The sequence below is a fragment of the Paenibacillus selenitireducens genome, assembly GCF_002021565.1.
GTDB lineage: Bacteria > Bacillota > Bacilli > Paenibacillales > Paenibacillaceae > Paenibacillus_K > Paenibacillus_K selenitireducens.
The window spans coordinates 79,208-97,450 of the sequence record NZ_MSZX01000013.1 but is presented as its reverse complement, the minus strand read 5'-3'; the positions used below and the strand labels follow the sequence as shown (position 1 = coordinate 97,450).

Sequence of the window (18,243 nt, the reverse complement as noted above, 5' to 3'; positions counted from 1 at the left end):
GTGTTATAATGTTTGACTGACAACGTGAGGAGGCTGAACGCTATGGGGCTTGGGAGCATGTATCGCAGAAACATCAAGAATAACGTATTTATCAAGCTGATTTTGCTCTTTTCATTCATGACCATCGTGACGATCATCACCTTTTCGTTGCTCATGTACCGTTCGATGTCGGAAACCGTCATTAACCGGGAGCTGGACAACCAGAAGAAGGCGATGGAGAACGTGAATAGTTATTTCGAGAATAAGTACGATTCGGCACATGCGATTTTGCAAGGTGTGTATCGAGACGGGCAGTTGTCCGCGGGTGTGTCCTATTTTTTACAGCACCCGTTTCAAGAGTATATCCGACATAATCTGGATCAATATATTCGAAATTCCGATAATGTGCTGACGAGTGGGCTACAGTATTTTAAGAACGTGATGGATGATGATATGGATATCAGCAACCTCATTCTATATAGCACGGATCAGCAGCTCATGTATGTCTATAATCCTTTGATATCAATGAAGCAGATATCAACGAATGCGGTGCATTCTTATATTCCGGATGCGATGGCTTTAGAGGGGGGCAATTTCACGCTGCCGAGTCCTTGGATTCGCCGGGCGATCGATCAATGGGATACCCGCTTATATTCGATTCGACTACAGATTAATGACAGGCAGACGTTGAAAAATATCGGCCAAATGGCCGTCTACTACAATGCCGACAACATCTGGCGCGCGCTTGCAAGCGATAAGGCGAATTTAAAAGGTACGATCCTTGTGGTCTCTTCGGAGGGTGGGGTATTGTTCGATTCATCAGGGTCCTATTACGGCAAACCTTTCCCATACATGAATCAGATGGATAAGTTCGAGAGCAGCGTTTTGTCGGAAAGCACGTATTTGACGAAGTTATCGCAGAATAAAGGCGGCATCGTGGTCATTGGCATGATTCCTAAAGAACAGATGGCGGATGCTTACCAAGGTGTGCGCAACACGATATTAACGATTAGCTTAATTTGTATCTTTGTGGCGATCTTGATCCCTTCGCTGTTCGTGATTCGGTTCGCTCGCCGCACGAATGAGATCATTCGGTTCACGCGTAAGGTGAAAAAAGGCGACTTAACCGCACGTATACAGGATCCGAGGGAAGACGAATTGGGGCAAATCTCTACTAGCTTTAATGACATGCTGGATGATCTGAACTTATATATTGATCGGGTATATAAGGCTGAAATCAAGCAGAAGCATACGGAATTAGCAGCGCTCCAAGCGCGAATCAATCCGCATTTTCTCTATAACACCTTGGAGGTCATTCGGATGCGGGCGATTTCCCAAGGGGCACAGGATGTTGGCGAAATGATCTATAGTTTGTCCGCATTGTTTCGAACCTTCGTGCAGCAGAAAACAATTTATTTGCTGAAGGATGAACTGGAGGCATGCCGCTTATATTTGGAGTTATTCCGTATACGGTACAAGGACAAGTTCTCCTATGAGATCGAATGCGATCTGATGCTCGGTGGGAAGCAGGTGCTTCAAATGTCCCTTCAACCGATTATTGAGAATTACATCGTTCATGGACTTCGCACAGACCGCACGGATAATCGAATTCACATTCGGGCGCTATCCTCAGCGAATGGAATCCATGTTCGAATTGAAGATAATGGTCATGGCATTACCTCGGAACGGTTGGAAGAAATTCGCCTTGCGATCTCTCCAAATGCTCCCGAAGGGGAATCCTTCGGCTTGCGCAGTGTGAATGAACGTTTGAAATTGCTGTATGGAGATGAATACGGCATTGAACTGGAAAGCCAACCCGAGGTGGGCACGATCGTCAACGTATGGTTGCCAGACCTAGAAGACAGGGAGGACCGACATGTATAGAGTGTTTATTGTGGATGACGAACCTTTTATTATTGAAGGGCTCTATGACATTATTGATTGGGCAGAGCTAGGACTTGAAATTGTAGGACATGCTGAGAATGGACAAAAGGCGTTGGAAGCGATCAAGCAGACGTTGGTGGATATTCTAATCACGGATATTTCGATGCCGGTCATGAATGGGCTTGCCTTGATCGGCGCCGCACGAGAATTTCATGCCGATTTGAGAACCATCGTGCTCAGTGGGTACAACGAATTCTCCTATCTAAAAGAAGGCATGAGACTCGGGATCGAGAATTACCTGCTGAAGCCGATTAATGTGAATGAGCTCAAAGCAACGTTAACGAACACGGTGGAAAAGCTGAACTCCATAAAAGAAGAGCAGATGTTCACGGAGTTCAGTATGCAGATTCTGAAAGACAATACGCTGCATCGATGGTTGACGAATCGTATCGGCGCTGCGGAATTTAAGGAACGTGCAGATTTATTGGATATATCCTTGCAGCATCCCTATGTGATGGTTGCGGTGCTTCGCGTGGATGAACAGGTTGCCGAGGTATTCGAACTGATTGATCGTCAAATGAAAAATCATCCCGACGTGACCGTGTTCCGCGATATGGATGGAGATATTATCCTGCTTACGGTGATGGAGAATGAAGAGGATGGACATCGTGAATTTACAGAGCTTCTTCATCGTGTTCATGAGCGTCTATCGCATTACCGGCCGCTGCATATTACGATCGGGAGCGTGGAATGCCTTCCGGATCAAGCGGGTGCAAGTTATGAACATGCGAAGAAGACGCAAGAATATTTCTGGATTTATCCGGATCGTGAGCTGATGGACTATATGGACCTGCCGATCAGCCATCCGAAGCTCGGGAAGAATGAATTCCATTTTGAATGGGCCGAATATACCAAGCTTATTATTGCCAAAGATAAACCTGTATTGCATCAGCACATCGCCGATGATTTTCGACAGGTTCAAGCGCTGCCCGGGATTATGCCGCACGACATCCAGAATATGGCCTTTGAGCTTGTCGTTCTCTTCAAGATGGAACTTAAGGCGATTCGCCATACAGAGGTTCCGGATATTTTTAATGTGGCATTCCAGCAGGTTCGCAACTCGGATACGATCGATGATCTAATCGAGATCATTCAAGAGGTGGCGGATATGACGGTCGATTTCTTGATTTCAGATATTAAGAGTCCCGTCGTGCAGCAGGTGCTGCATTATATAGAGAAATCCTACGCCGAAGAGCTCTCGCTCAAGCTGTTAGCAGCGCAGTATAATATTCATCCTGTGTATTTGGGACAACTGTTCAACAAGGAGACAGGAGAGACCTTCACCGATTACATCAACCGGTACCGCATCGAGAAGGCAAAGGAAATGCTGATGACGACGCATCTGAAGGTCCATGAAATCGCACGGAACGTAGGGTATTGGGAACCTGGTTACTTCTATAAACAATTTAAAAAGTATGTTGGCATCTCGCCGACCGATTATAAAGGGCTGCTCTAGCGAATACTAGGGCAGTCTTATTTTTTTCCACAATTTATAAGAATTTATAATTTCCGGGGCCCCTGTAAAGTACCTGAATCAGCTTCGAAGCCAAGTCACCACTTTGTGGGGTTATTTTGGATTGTTTCTTTAGTTTGGACACGGATCATTTAATTTGTCGCCTATTTGAAAATGCTTTCATGGAGTACATTAAATATAGCCAAACGGCAATCTCAACAACGGAGTTCCACAGGGGAGGAAGAAAGAAATGGGTAAATTCAAAAAAAGCTACGTGTTGACTCTAGTGCTAATGTTAGCGGTTTCAATGATGTTAAGCGCATGCGGAGGCAAAAACGAGAGTTCAGGTGCTTCAGGAAGCGGGACTTCCGAAAAGCCTGTTGAATTGATCTGGTATACAATCGGTACGCCGCAAAAAGACGTTGACAAGGTTATGGAAGAAGTCAGCAAATATACAGCAGAAAAAATCGGCGTTACGGTTAAAATGAACATGATCGACTGGGGTGACTATCCTCAAAAAATGCAAGTCATGACAGCATCAGGAACACCAATGGATATTATGTTCACAGCGTCATGGGCATTCGATTACGTTCAAAATGCACGTAAAGGCGCATTCATGCCTATCGATGATCTCTTGAAAAATCAAGGTCAAGGCATCGTGAAAGCATTAGATCCTGCGTTCTTGGAAGGTTCCAAAGTAGACGGTCATAACTACGGCGTTCCTGCGAACAAAGAGCTTCCGGCTCAAATCGTATGGCGCTTCAATAAAAACTTGGTGGACAAGTATAAATTGAACCTAGACAACGTCAGTTCATTAGAAAGCTTAGAGCCGCTTCTTAAAACGATTAAAGAAAACGAGCCAGGAACATACGCGCTCGCTGTTGACAAAACATTCGGACCATATGTTCCTTACGATTACATCATCGAAGGATTGCCAATGGCTGTGAAAGTCGGCGATCCAAGCTTGAAAGTAACGAACATCTTGGAAACACCAGAAATGCAGCAAGCGTTAAAAACAATGCATAAATATTACAAAGCAGGTTATGTTCCAACAGAAGCAGCAACATTAACTTCCTTGACGGATGTACAAGCTACAGGTAAATGGTTCACAGATAAAGCAACGAACCAACCTCTTGCAGATAACTTATGGTCCGCAAGCCTTGGTTACCCAATCGTGTCCAAAGCTGCTAGCCCAGCGATGATCTACAACTGGTCTGTTATGGGTTCGATGCAAGCCATTTCTGCTAACTCGAAATACCCAGAGAAAGCGATGGAATTCTTGAACTTGTTAAATACAGATCCAGTGCTTCGCAACATGGTAGATTCCGGTATTGAAGGCGTTCACTACAAAAAAGTCGGCAACGATGCAATGGAAAACTTGCCTGAATCGAAGAACTACGATATGCCAACATTCTCTCTTGGTAACGTCATGTTGACTTACCTTGATAAAAATGACCCAGAGAACAAATGGGACGAGTTCAAAAAATTCAATGAATCCGGTGAAAAAGCACCATTGCTTGGATTTAACTTCGATCCATCTAAAGTAACAACGGAGATCGCAGCAGTTCAAAACGTAAAAGAAGAATTCTGGTCCTCCTTGATGACAGGAACAGTGGATCCAGATAAATTCATCCCGCAAGCGACTTCAAAATTCAAAGCGGCTGGCCTAGACAAAATTATGGCTGAAGCACAAAGCCAATTAGATGCTTGGAAAGCGAACCAAAAATAACAACTAGATCATGGATTAGGCGGATGCTTGCATTCGCTTAATCCATGTCAATGCATGGAGGGGTGAATGGTATGAAAAGGATTGGCGAATTTTTCAGAGATCTGAACAAGAACAGAGTACTATTGCTGATGGTATTGCCCACAACAATCTGGTTCCTGTTCTTCTCGTATTTACCGATGGCTGGTATGGTTATCGCCTTTAAAGAATATCGCTACAGTCGTGATGGCTTCTGGGCGAGTATTGTGGATAGTAAATGGGTAGGGTGGCAGAACTTTAAGTTTCTGTTCAGTACCAACGATGCTTATATAATTACACGGAATACGTTGCTCTATAATGTGTTTTTCATTATCGTGGGTCTGGTTGTTGCTGTGTTAATGGCCATTGTACTCTCAGAAATCGCGAATAAACGGTTGGCGAAAGTCTATCAAACCGGTATGTTCCTACCTTACTTCCTATCTTGGGTAATCGTAGGTTATTTCGTATTTAGTTTCTTAAGCTATGATAAAGGGATGGTCAACCATATTGCATCTTGGTTCGGTGCAGATCCAACGCAATGGTATACGGACAAAACGTACTGGCCGCTCATCATCGTTCTTGTTTTCTTATGGAAATCGATTGGTTATAACAGCGTTGTCTATCTTGCAGCGATTATGGGGATTGATAAATCACTTTATGAAGCAGCGATGATCGACGGGGCGAACAAACGTCAACAAATCTGGAACATCACGATTCCAATGTTGAAACCGCTGATGACGATTCTAACATTGCTTGCCATTGGACGTATCTTCTATGCAGACTTCGGATTGTTCTATCAAGTTCCAAGAGACTCCGGCGCACTGTACTCGGTGACGAACGTTATCGATACCTATGTCTATCGTGGATTGAAATCAACCGGTGAAATCGGTATGAGTACGGCAGCAGGTCTTTACCAATCCGTTATTGGATTTGTTCTCGTTATGACTTCCAACTATATTGTACGTAAATTCGATAAAGATAATGCATTGTTCTAAACCATTAGCATGGAAAGGAGGATATGGATATGACAACTCAAACGCAAACCATTAAAACAAAACCACGTGATTTTCATAAATTGCCGACGGTATGGAATGTACTATTCAACATCATTGCGGGAATCTTCGCCATCGCTTGCGTGTTCCCTTTCATCTTTGTCACCATTATCTCATTTACAGATGAGAAAACGTTAGCCACGAACGGTTACCGGATCATCCCTGAGAAATGGAGCTTGGAGGCGTACCGCTATCTCTTCAAAGCAGGGGATCAGCTGCTTCGCTCTTACGGTATTACCATTACCGTCACGATTGTAGGTACGGTGGTCAGTTTAATTCTTACGGCATTATTTGCTTATGCTATTTCTCGTAAAAGCTTCAAATACCGTAATTTCTTCGGGTTCTTCGCATTCTTTACCATGTTATTTAACGGCGGACTTGTTCCGACGTACATTGTGGTCACACAATTACTTGGGTTAAAAGATTCATTATGGGCACTAATTCTTCCACTTGCAGGAAATGCGTTCTACATTATGATTATGCGAACCTTCTTCGTCACATCGGTTCCTGAAGCGATTATTGAATCAGGGAAAATTGACGGTGCCGGAGAATTCAAGATTTTCTATAAATTGATTCTGCCGTTGTCGCTTCCGGGTCTAGCAACGATTGGTCTATTCAGTACCCTAGGCTATTGGAACGATTGGTTTAATGCATTACTCTACATCGACAATCCGGATCTTGTACCGTTGCAATCGATGCTTATGCGCATTGAGAACAGCATGCAGTTCCTTTTACAGAATACAAATAATCCATCACTTGGGATGGGCGTGTTACAATCTTTACCACAAGATACATCACGGATGGCGATGGTTGTGCTCGCAACGGGACCGATTATTTTCGCTTATCCATTCTTCCAACGTTATTTCATTCAAGGGTTGACGATTGGTGCGGTAAAAGAGTAATTCACATGTAATAAAAGTATGTAGACTGGGGGATTTACAAACCATGGAACAATTCAGACTGCCAAAAATTCCGATGCCAAAGCTCACACTGCCTAAGGCTATTGAAGATGTATTACAAGAAGCTGAAGTGAAGCTCGCGCATCGCCCAAAGCTATTGCAATTATTTAAAAACTGCTTTCCGAATACGTTAGAGACAACAACGAAATTAATGGACGACGGCACCACCTTCGTCATTACGGGAGATATTCCCGCATCCTGGTTACGTGACTCGGTCGAGCAAGTGGTTCATTATGTGCCATTTGCAAAGGAAGATGAGGATCTGCAGCGTATTATTAGCGGCTTGATCAAACGCCACATTCAATATATTCACATTGATCCTTATGCGAATGCGTTCAATGAATCCGCGAATGATTGGCATTGGAACAAGGCAGATCAGACGGAAATGTCTCCATGGGTATGGGAGCGCAAGTTCGAGATTGATTCCTTGTGCTTCTCGATGCGGTTAGCCTACTTGTATTGGAAAGAGACAGAATTAACGGATATTTTCGATGCCGGCTTTAAAGCCGCGATGCGTAAAATTTACGACCTGTTCAAAACGGAGCAGCATCATTTCGAATTATCGCCTTACCGTTTCACGCGGGACAATGGCATTCCTACGGATTCCCTTCGCAACAACGGCATCGGGATGCCTGTGAATTATACCGGCATGGTCTGGTCCGGGTTCCGTTCCAGCGATGACGTGTGTGACTTCCACTATAATATTCCGGGCAATATGTTCGCAGTCGTGGCATTGCGCCATATGCAAGAATTCGCGGAATGGGTATTCCGTGATATGGACTTCTTGAAGGAATTGAAGGATTTGGAAGCCGATATCGATCACGGGATTCAATTGTACGGAATTTACCGCCATCCTGAATTCGGACCGATTTATGCGTATGAGACAGACGGATTCGGCAACTATTGCTTAATGGACGATGCAGGTACACCTGGTTTGATGTCGATTCCTTACCTTGGTTACGTATCCGCAGACGATCCGATCTATCAGAATACAAGACGCTTTGCGTTGTCGAAGGAGAATCCGTTCTACTTCGAAGGCAAGTCAGCGAAAGGGATCGGAAGCCCGCATACGCCAGACGGTTACATCTGGCATATGGCTTTGTCCATGCAGGGAATAACGGCAACAACAGCAGAAGAGAAGCTTGCAATGATCGCGATGCTGGAAGCAACGGATGCCGATACAGGCTACATGCACGAAGGTTTCCTTGCGGATGATCCGAGGGTCTTCACAAGAAAATGGTTCGCATGGTCCAACAGCTTGTTCTCACAATTGGTGTATCAGGCGATGAAGGATGGGATTCTATGAGTAAATCCGTCATTCTGTTCTATGATGCAAACTTTCCAAGCAATTCCTCCTTTACCGGTGCGGTAGAGGAGGCACTAAGCACCGTCGGAACGGTTGTGGATGCTGCTGGCTTAGCAGATGCCCTGCGCTCGGCGGATGGCGGTTGCTTCGTCAACCTGCATGCCCCGTACTTTCCGAAGGCGGCCTGGACAGAAATTGCTTCGTATCTAAAACGAGGCGGCGGCTTCATCAGCATCGGCGGTGCGGCGTTCAAATGCCCGGTTCGTTACGAATCCAATACATGGGTCGTCGAAGCGGAACAAACAACTTATCACCAAGAGCTTTATATTCATGAAATGCTGCGTGTCGACTCTACACCGGTGAAGACATGGCAAGCTTTAGACACGATTCCTCTCCTTGCGGGGCAGGAGTCGTTGTTTACCATTCAAGATACATGGAATATGGTTCCACATACGACCCGCAATAGCGATTTGCCGCATCAAATGGGGTCCGCGGGAACGATGAGTACACAGATTTATCCGTTATTAAAAGGGATCAGTGCGACAGATCGCGAGGTCGCGGCACCGATCGTATTATGGGAGAATGTGCGCGGAGAATTCATCGGATCACGTTGGATGTTCGTAAACCTCGCGTTATCCCATTCGTTCTTCGAACAAGGCGGAGCAGACGCGTTGGCTTCTTGGGTCGCATTCTGCGCGAAGCAAGTGACTGAACTATGGATGAAGCCTAATTACGCTACGTATGAGCCAGGTGAACAAGCGATTCTGACTTTGCAGACGCAAAGGCTTCATCACGAGTTACGTAAGGGTGAACGAAACCAGACAGACGCCTGGACATTCGATATTACAGTGGAACGGGAAGACGGGCAGCAGCGCTGGAACCATCAGCATTCAGTAGCGGTAAGCAGCGAGATTTCCTACGAGCGTATTCAAGTTCCTCTTGATATTCAGCGTGGAATGTATCGCATCATCTGCGTCGCTATGGCGCCTGACGGTGAAGTTCGAGTACTTCACCAAGGCTTCTGGGGTCGAGATGCGGCTTTGTTGTCATCGGGAAGTCCGATCACGCGCGATCGTGATTATTTCATCAAAGACGGTCGACCTCTTCCGGTGGTCGGCATGACCTATATGACGTCCGATGTGGCGCGTAAATTTTTATTCCTGCCGAATGCGGCGGTCTGGGACCGTGATATGGCACAGATGGCGAAAGCGGGAATTAACTGGATTCGTACAGGAATCTGGACAGCTTATCGCAATATTATGCAAGTGGATGGGCATGCTTCGGAAGAAGTGCTGCGCGCAATCGACGCGTTCTTCCTTACGGCGAAGAAACATGGATTGCAATTAACATTTACGTTCTTCTCCTTCACGCCAGAGACGTGGGAAGGGGTCAATCCTTACTTGGATCCGCAGAGCGTTGAGGCGCAGAAACGATTTATTCGTTCTATCGTGTCCCGTCACAAACATTCAACGCATGTGGATTGGGATTTGATCAATGAGCCTTCCATGTTCGATCCGGCGCTTATCTTCTCCAATGGTCCTCGTTCTTGCCATGATCGGTATGAACAGACTGCATTTATCGCGTGGTTAGAGCAGCGTCATGAGCGGATCGAAGTTCTTCAAGAGCGTTGGAACATGTCGCCGGAGCAGCTTCCTAGCTTCTCAGCAGCAACGGTTCCTGGCGCGGAAGAGATCAACTTCGATGTGCAGGATATGCACCGTGCGAAGAAGGGAACGCGTTGGCTCGATTACTGCTTGTTCTCCATGGAGATGCATAACCGTTGGGCGAAGCAATTGGTTGATACGATTAAGGAACAATGTCCGGATCACCTGGTAACGGTAGGACAGGATGAAGCACTAGGTGCACAGCGTCCATCGCCGTTTTTCTATGAAGAAGCCGTGGATTATACAACGGTCCACTCGTGGTGGTTCAATGATTACCTCGTCTGGGACGGGATTTTCGCGAAGACACCGGATAAACCGAATGTGATTCAAGAGACAGGCATTATGTATGTGGAGACGCCAGAAGGCCATGCCAAACGTTCAGAGCAGGAGCTGCGGAATTTCCTTGAACGGAAATATGCTTATGCCTTCTCAACAGGTGGAGCTGGTGCGATTCAATGGATTTGGAATACGAACTTCTATATGGATAATGCGAATGAATCGCATATCGGCGCTTTGCGTGCGGATGGTACCGAGAAGCCTGAGGCGAATGTGTCTTATGATTTTGGACGTTTCATGGGTGAGATTCGGGATCTATTCCACGGTCGCAAGCTGGAAGAAGTCGTAGCTGTGTTCCCGTACTCCAATGACTTTTCGAACCGGAAATTGGCCTTCGAATCAACAACGCGGTTAACGCGCGTCTTATCGTATCAATTGAATATGCCGTTCCGTGCGGTTTCGGAATATCATCTGGATGCGCTGGAAGCAAATCCAGCGAAGCTTATTCTGTTACCGAGTGCGCACAACGTCGATGATGCGGCGATGGCAAGATTGATGGAGATCGTGAAGAAGACAGGGGCAACCTTGCTGGTAACCGGACCGATTAGCTTGGATGCGTATTGGAGAGAACATAAGCGATTTAAAGAACTTGTCGGCGAAAGTAAGATATCGAATGTACAACGTGAAGAGATCCTTGATATTCAAGGGGTGAAGGTCCCTGTTTCTTACGGGCATCGCCGCATTGCAGAAGTGAACAAGGAAGTTCGTGTAGGAGAGAACATGACTACCATTGGAGACGCATTGGTCGATATTCCGTTAGGGCAAGGTCGCTTATTATGGAGTCCGCTGCCAATCGAACTGAATGACAACACGGCAGCCGTTGAAGCATTATATCGACATGCGTTGGATGCTGCGGGTTGTGAAGCCGGTTTGGAGTGGATTCATGGCGGCGAGCATGCAGGGGTATATGGACGCAAGATTGCGTTCAGCGAAGGATTCCTCTATACATTCGTCTCGGAGTTTGCTTGGGACGTGAATATTGAAGTGAAAGATACAGAGACGGGCACTTCTTATGCCTTTGTATTGGGAAAAGAGAGATCTGTGCTATTCGCAACGGATGCTAGCGGCAAGTTATTATCGGTCTATCGTCCGGATGAAGTATATATTGAAGTGAGTTCGAAATAGAGGAGGAGACAACGATGAGTAAGCAAAGAACAGCCCATATTATTTCCCACACCCACTGGGACCGGGAATGGTACTTGCCTTATGAGAAGCATCATGTTCGTCTCGTGAAATTAGTGGATACGCTGCTCGATAAGCTCGATCAAGATCCGAATTATCGCAGCTTTTATTTAGACGGACAGACGATTATTCTGGAAGATTATTTGCAAGTTCGCCCTGATCAGAAGGATCGGTTGGCGAAGCACATTCGCGATGGCCGTATTCTGATCGGCCCATGGTATATCCTGCAGGATGCGTTCCTGACTAGCGGGGAAGCCAATGTACGGAACATGCAGATTGGACATCAGGACGCATTGCGTTATGGCCCGGTATCAAAAGTAGGGTACTTCCCGGATACCTTCGGCCTTGTAGGCCAAACTCCACAGCTGATGCAGCAATCCGGTATCCAGAATGCGGTCTTCGGACGCGGCGTGAAGCCTACGGGCTTCAACAACACCGTCTCAGACGGCGATTATGAGTCTTCCTTCTCCGAATTGAGATGGGAAGGACCGGACGGTTCGAACGTGTTAGGTATCTTGTTTGCCAACTGGTATTCCAACGGGAATGAAGTCCCAGCGGATCCGGAAGAAGCGAAAGCGTACTGGACACGGAAGTTGGCGGATGCGGAGAAGTATGCTTCGACAGGCGAATTGTTGTTCATGAATGGTTGCGACCACCAGCCGATCCAACTGGATCTGCCGGAAGCGATTCGGGTAGCGCGTGAGCTGTATCCGGATACGAAATTCGTACATTCGAACTTCGTCGATTATCTCCAATCTGTGGAGCGTTCATTAGATCGGGAGTTGTCTTCCGTTCGCGGTGAATTGCGCAGCCAACGGACAGATGGTTGGTCAACACTCGTGAATACCGCGTCTTCACGCGTCTATTTGAAGCAAATGAACCAACAGGGTCAAGCTTTATTGGAGAAAGTGGCAGAGCCGCTTGCATCCATCGCGCATGTACTTAAAGTTGGAGAGAAATACCCGCATCATTTGTTCACGTATGCGTGGAAGACCTTGATGCAGAACCATCCGCATGACAGCATTTGCGGCTGCAGCGTAGATGAAGTGCATCGCGAAATGGTAACGCGTTTCGAGAAGAGCCGTCATGTCGCAGAATCCATCGTGGATGAGACGAAGCAAGCGTTGGCGGATGCCGTGGATACGTCGAGCTTCGCACAATGGGGAGAGCACGCTGTTCCTGTTGTGGCCTTTAACACCACGGGTTGGGAGCGCAGCGGCGTGGTTACGATTGAACTGGATGCAGCGCGCTTGTATTTCCGTGATGGACATGGGCTCGAAGAGACAAGCCGCCGGATGAAAGAGTTCGATCTTTCCAACCGGGTGCTAGTGGATGCTGAAGGTCAAATCATTCCGCATACCGTGGAAGATCTAGGACATCAATTCGGGTATGATCTACCGGATGATATGTTCCGTCAGCCGTACATGGCTCGCAAAGTAAAACTTACCTTCGAAGCTACGAATGTGCCGGCAATGGGACTAAGAACGTATGCTTGGGTGAGAAGTGAGGCAACACCAGCGGTTGCGGATTCGCTCTTCCAAGCAGAACGGACCATAGAGAACGATATGCTGCGTGTTGACGTAGCCGAGGACGGATCATTTACGCTCGTTGACAAACGCAACGGACGGACATACCAAGACCTTGGCGTTTACGAGAATACCGGCGATATCGGTAACGAATACATGTACAAGCAGCCGGATGGCGAAATTGCCTTGACGACCAAAGGGTTGAAAGCTTCGATCCGCGTATTGGAAGACACGCCGTATCGTGCTTCGCTTGAAGTTGTTCATGCTTGGGAAATTCCAGCTTCAGCGGATGAATTGTTGGACCAAGAACAACGTGAATGTGTGTACTTCCCGAATCGTAAAGCACAACGTTCGAATGTTATGGTACCTTTGACGATTCGCACAGTAATCAGCTTGAGCAAACAGGGCAAAGGCGTTGAAATCGAAGCATCATTCAACAACCAAGCGAAGGATCATCGCATCCGCGCCTTGTTCCCGACAGACGTAGAAGCAGCTGTTCATCACGTCGACTCGATGTTCGAGATTCCAACGCGCGATAATGAGCCAGCGCCAGAATGGGAGAACCCGAGCAATACGCAACATCAGCAAGCTTTTGTGGATGTGAGTGAAGCAGGGGCAGGCTTGACGGTTGCGAACCTCGGCTTGAACGAGTATGAAGTGCTTCGCGATGGCCGCAACACCATTGCTGTGACACTACTTCGTTCATCGGGTGAGCTTGGGGACTGGGGTTACTTCCCGACGCCTGAAGCGCAATGCATTGGCGAACATGTTGTCCGTATGGAAGTGATTCCACACGACGGCGATGGATTGAACTCCGGCGCGTATGCGGAGGCTTATCAATTCCAAGTGCCATGGACAATCGCTCAAACCGGTGTACACGCTGGAACGATTGCGCCAGCATTTGCACCATTCCAAGTGGATCACAGCACACTTTCCTTCTCATCCATGAAGATGAATGAAGGCACAGATGATCTTATGCTTCGTTGGTATAACATGAGCTCTCAACCGACAACATTATCGGTAGCGAGCCAAATCACATACGATGATGCGTATAAGAGCAACATCCTTGAAGAGCGCGGTGCTCGGATGGAGACGACAGCAGAAGGTCGGTTCAGCTATGAGGTTGGTCCTTGTGAGATTATAACCGTAGGTTTCATGCGTTAAGATCCACGTATAATGAAAGATCGCATTCCCCGTGACGGTGGGAATGCGATCTTTTTTTTACATGCCCTCGATTTTTGTCTGGACGGCTTTCGTATGCCGGGCTTTTTGTATGTGATATGGAACTTACTTGGCATTCAGCCTTTTAATGACCGTTTGAAAAACTACCTGTTGAATTCCGAACGACAAGTTCCGGCTTTAAAATGATTTTGTGATAATGGCGCTCTTGTATGGCTGGTTTGTTAAGCAGGCCCAGTAAGATTTGCATCGCTTTGCGTCCCATTTCTGCTTCGCCTTGAGAGACAAATGTGAAAATGCCGGATTCGTCAAATCCTGGTGAAGGATCATCAAAAGTTATGATGGAGATATCCTCTGGGACTCGCATATCTAGTTTTTTGGCGATCGAAGCGATGTGCAGCCCCAAACTTGCGTTGAGCGTGATGAATGCGGAAGCCATACCGTTTTTGATATAGCGGTACAGAGGTTGATCTTCTTCAATATTGTTATAGTTCACATTGAACTCCGTTAGAATGAGGGCTGGGTCAATGAGCACGCCCTTTTGTTTCATGGATTCCATGTAGCCTGCGATCCGGTCTTCAACGGTCAAGGTTGGCAAAGGAGAATCTGAACAAATCGCGATCTTCCGATGTCCGAGTTCCCACAGATGGTTGACCGCAAGTTGTACACCTAGGAATCCGTCAGATGCAACATAATCCGTTTCAACGCCTGGGAAATAGCGATCCACTAATACGAACGGGAAATGCTTCAGCTTCAAGGCCAATATTTCTTCGTTATAATTTTCAGCGTCAGAAGGAAAGACGATAAGCCCGACAGCCCCTTTCTGGATAAGGTCGAGGACCGCATCCTTCTCTTCTTGCTTATTATTATTGGTGAATCGAATAACCAGATAATAATCCGTACCTGCTAAGGCATCTTTCATGCCATTCAACAAACGGATGGCGAAAAAGTCTATGATATTCGGAATGAGAAAACCGATCATTTTGCGGTGATGGATCGGTGCCGTAGGGATGAAGAGAGGAGAATCTTCAGACTTTGATTCGGGCCTGCTTATTTGAAAAAGGTGCTGCGCTTCTTTACTAACGAAGCTGCCTCGTCCAGGAATCCGATAGATCCATCCTTCTGCAGCCAGCTGCGCAAGCGCGTTGGCAACGGTAATTCGACTGACATCGAACTGTTTCATCAAATCCTTTTCGGCAGGAATCTTATCGTCAGTGGATAAGGCACCTGAGGAGATCAGCTCCTTGAAATATTTTTTAATTTGCATATATAGGGGTTGCCGGTCGTTCTGCATCACACTACCCTCCACTTTTTTAAACAAATAGTTTTATTTATTATATCAAATATATCTTTTAGGAGTCAATAAACCGGTTTTATTCCATTGGATTGCATGAAATCGTGAAAATTGGCGTTTATACTGTAGTGAAAATAGATTATATCGGTTTTTGATATCCCGTTTAAAGTAATATATATAATCAGCATATATTAAATATAATATTACTTGGATGTGGATATGAATAGATATGGATAGGGATTTGATTCTTTATTCTTTGCCTTACAAAACTGTAGGATTTCTGTAAGTCGTCATGGTGGCTGCTGGCATCTTGAATCGAGTACGCTGTACGGAGAAGAACTTCACTCGAAGGAGAGGTCATATGCCATCACAGATAACGAATCAACGGATCGATACGCTGGACTATTTGCGCGGATTTGCGTTAATGGGGATCGTTCTTGTTAATATTCTCGCATTACTTCAGGTTCCTGAAGCCGAAGCGGGGACGGCAAACCGGACGATGGAGATGTTTCTGCAGTTATTTGTGGAAGCCCGATTTTTTGCGATATTCTCTTTTTTGTTCGGCGTTGGATTTTATATTTTTATATCCCGTGCGAAGGTGAAAGGGGTAAACAGTCTCTTTCTTTTCATTCGAAGACTCGTCGCCCTTCTTGTTGTTGGTTATTTTCATAAGCAGTTTCAGCCTGGGGAAGCTTTGTTCTTGTATGCCATAGTGGGCTTTATATTAATCCCCTTTTATAGGTTGAAGTCTCGGACCAATGTGATACTTGCTTGCATCTTGATGGTACCGCTATGTGTCATAGCGGGGAAGGCCGGCATGATTCTTCCGATGTTTCTGTTAGGGTTAGCGATGGGTCAGTATGGTGTGTTTGAGCAGATCGATGTATGGATGTCGAAAATCAAGCGTGTGCAATGGACCGCATGCGTTCTCGGGATCGTGGGTTTAGCAGGTCAGTATCTATTGATGGGGGATACGATGATGTTGGCGATTGATGACACGACGCCGGAGTCGGTCGTTAGGCAGCTCACGTATTACAGTCTGCTAGAGGTGTATGTGGGAGCAATCTTGTCTGTCTGTTATGTAACGACGTTGATGAGACTTCTACAGATCAAATTCGTGCAGCGAATCCTGTGTCCATTGAAGTATTACGGAAGGATGGCACTGACCAATTATATAGGGCAGACCGTCATCATCTTGGGTTTGGGGCATGTGCTGAACTTATTCGGACGTGTCACGCCGATTCAAACCACGCTCTTATGTATAGGAATCTATGCTGTTCAAATGCTATTTAGCTGGATGTGGCTTCGCTATTTCCGCATGGGACCGTTAGAGTGGATATGGAGAATATGTACGTATCTTCAAGTTAGTTTCGTCCAAGTGCAGAAATAGAAGTAGGTGGAGTAAGGGGGAGTCGTAGTCATAGGATGAATGGAACAAAGGAGCTGACCGTTGTGAATCGATCACAAGGGAAGCTCCTTTGTCGTCATATTATTAACATTAATCATCCGAACAGTGAGATTCATTGATCAACACAGGCCAGAGTCCGCTGCTTGGTTCGAACGTAATCACTTCATCCCCGCGTAATGGTCTTGTAAGTATAAGCGTTACAATCAGGACGTTGTTAGGCGCATGCGTAGGGATGCACTTTCCGTTAAAAAGCTCTTCAAATTCGATACATACCTTTTTGCTTGGCGAACACCACTCTAGCACGTCAGCGAAGGAAGTCGTCTGGATCTTGACCGTTGCAATGCTAGTGCCTTGAGGTCTGTCACAATCATGATGCTTCATTTTGCCGTGTTCTTCATGGTGATGGTGGCATCCGCAATCATGTTTGTGATGACCCGAATGATGATGGTGAGTGCAGTGGTCATGATGCTTCATCTTGCCGTGATCGTCGTGGTGATGATGATGGCATCCGCAATCCGGTTTGTGATGACCCGAATGATGATGGTGAGTGCAGTGATCGTCGTGATGATGATGGCATCCGCAATCCGGTTTGTGATGACCCGAATGATGATGGTGAGTGCAGTGATCGTCGTGATGATGATGGCATCCGCAATTCGGTTTGTGATGACCCGAATGATGATGGTGTTTGCAGTGGTCATGATGTTTCTTCTTGCCGTGATCGTCGTGATGATGATGGCATCCGCAATCCGGTTTGTGATGACCTAAATGATGATAGTGAGTGCAGTGGTCATGATGTTTCTTCATGCAGTGATCGTCGTCGTGGTGATGATCACATTCGCAATCCGGTTTGTGATGACCCGAATGATGATGATCATTGGAGTAGACATAATGTTTCTTCTTGCTGCGATCATGAGGTTTCTTCTTGCAAGGACCATGGTGGGGGTGATCACATCCGCAATCCGGTTTGTGATGCCCTGAATGATGGTCATCTTCTTTCTCTTTATCCTCTCTCTTCTTCTTACATGGATCGCATTCGCAATCATGAGGATGGGACGGTTTTGCGGACTGGTGTCTGCGCTTCTTCTTTCGCTCTTCCTTGCAGTCATCACATTCACAGAATGGCTTCTTTTCATGACTCTTATGCTCTGAATCATTACTTGTAATCCGGACGAGCTCTGGTTCAAAGTCTTTCATATCGTATTTTTTTTTACTTATCG

13 protein-coding genes are annotated in these 18,243 nt (G+C 46.3%); 10 read left to right on the top strand and 3 right to left on the bottom strand.

Annotation, left to right across the window (positions count from 1 at the left end; all coding sequences use genetic code 11):
- The first annotated feature begins 42 nt into the window (after window positions 1-42).
- The 8 genes from BVG16_RS26200 (at window position 43) to BVG16_RS26165 (ending at window position 14,309) form a co-directional block, all read left to right on the top strand.
- Complete coding sequence (locus BVG16_RS26200) at window positions 43-1,863, top strand: sensor histidine kinase (protein WP_078502161.1); 1,821 nt, start codon at window positions 43-45, stop codon at window positions 1,861-1,863.
- A complete protein-coding gene (locus tag BVG16_RS26195) occupies window positions 1,856-3,379 on the top strand; it encodes a response regulator transcription factor (protein ID WP_078502160.1) in 1,524 nt (507 codons plus the stop codon). The genes BVG16_RS26200 and BVG16_RS26195 overlap by 8 nt, the downstream gene beginning before the upstream one ends.
- 247 nt (window positions 3,380-3,626) lie before the next feature.
- Window positions 3,627-5,105, top strand: a complete 1,479-nt coding sequence (locus BVG16_RS26190) for an ABC transporter substrate-binding protein (protein WP_078502159.1) — start codon at window positions 3,627-3,629, stop codon at window positions 5,103-5,105.
- 71 nt (window positions 5,106-5,176) lie between these two features.
- Entirely contained in the window at window positions 5,177-6,115 is a 939-nt protein-coding gene (locus BVG16_RS26185; protein ID WP_078502158.1) for an ABC transporter permease, read from the top strand.
- Window positions 6,116-6,144: 29 nt separating this feature from the next.
- Entirely contained in the window at window positions 6,145-7,074 is a 930-nt protein-coding gene (locus BVG16_RS26180) for a carbohydrate ABC transporter permease (protein ID WP_078502157.1), read from the top strand.
- A 43-nt stretch (window positions 7,075-7,117) separates the two neighbouring features.
- The gene (locus tag BVG16_RS26175) at window positions 7,118-8,437 is read left to right on the top strand and encodes a glycoside hydrolase family 125 protein (RefSeq protein ID WP_078502156.1); all 1,320 of its coding nucleotides are present in this window, start codon (window positions 7,118-7,120) and stop codon (window positions 8,435-8,437) included.
- On the top strand, window positions 8,434-11,562 hold the full coding sequence (locus BVG16_RS26170; RefSeq protein ID WP_078502155.1) for a beta-galactosidase: 3,129 nt from the start codon (window positions 8,434-8,436) through the stop codon (window positions 11,560-11,562). The genes BVG16_RS26175 and BVG16_RS26170 overlap by 4 nt, the downstream gene beginning before the upstream one ends.
- A 14-nt stretch (window positions 11,563-11,576) precedes the next feature.
- On the top strand, window positions 11,577-14,309 hold the full coding sequence (locus BVG16_RS26165; RefSeq protein WP_078502154.1) for an alpha-mannosidase: 2,733 nt from the start codon (window positions 11,577-11,579) through the stop codon (window positions 14,307-14,309).
- Window positions 14,310-14,451: 142 nt separating this feature from the next.
- On the opposite strand, the gene BVG16_RS26160 is transcribed toward BVG16_RS26165, so the two are convergent.
- Window positions 14,452-15,618 carry a GntR family transcriptional regulator gene (locus BVG16_RS26160; RefSeq protein ID WP_078502153.1) on the bottom strand — a complete coding sequence of 389 codons (1,167 nt, stop codon included), beginning with the start codon at window positions 15,616-15,618 and terminating at the stop codon, window positions 14,452-14,454.
- Between the two features lie 361 nt (window positions 15,619-15,979).
- Here BVG16_RS26160 and BVG16_RS26155 point away from each other — a divergent pair, with 361 nt between their 5' ends.
- Entirely contained in the window at window positions 15,980-17,008 is a 1,029-nt protein-coding gene (locus tag BVG16_RS26155) for a DUF418 domain-containing protein (protein WP_078502152.1), read from the top strand.
- Between the two features lie 108 nt (window positions 17,009-17,116).
- On the opposite strand, the gene BVG16_RS32545 is transcribed toward BVG16_RS26155, so the two are convergent.
- Window positions 17,117-17,407 (bottom strand): hypothetical protein, encoded by a 291-nt coding sequence (locus tag BVG16_RS32545; RefSeq protein WP_144027495.1) that lies wholly within the window; start codon window positions 17,405-17,407, stop codon window positions 17,117-17,119.
- Between BVG16_RS32545 and BVG16_RS26150 the strand changes: the two genes are divergently transcribed.
- Entirely contained in the window at window positions 17,396-17,791 is a 396-nt protein-coding gene (locus tag BVG16_RS26150; protein WP_078502151.1) for a hypothetical protein, read from the top strand. The genes BVG16_RS32545 and BVG16_RS26150 overlap by 12 nt on opposite strands.
- A 35-nt stretch (window positions 17,792-17,826) precedes the next feature.
- Here BVG16_RS26150 and BVG16_RS32540 read toward each other — a convergent pair whose 3' ends face one another.
- Entirely contained in the window at window positions 17,827-18,015 is a 189-nt protein-coding gene (locus BVG16_RS32540; RefSeq protein WP_144027494.1) for a hypothetical protein, read from the bottom strand.
- Window positions 18,016-18,243 lie beyond the last annotated feature (228 nt).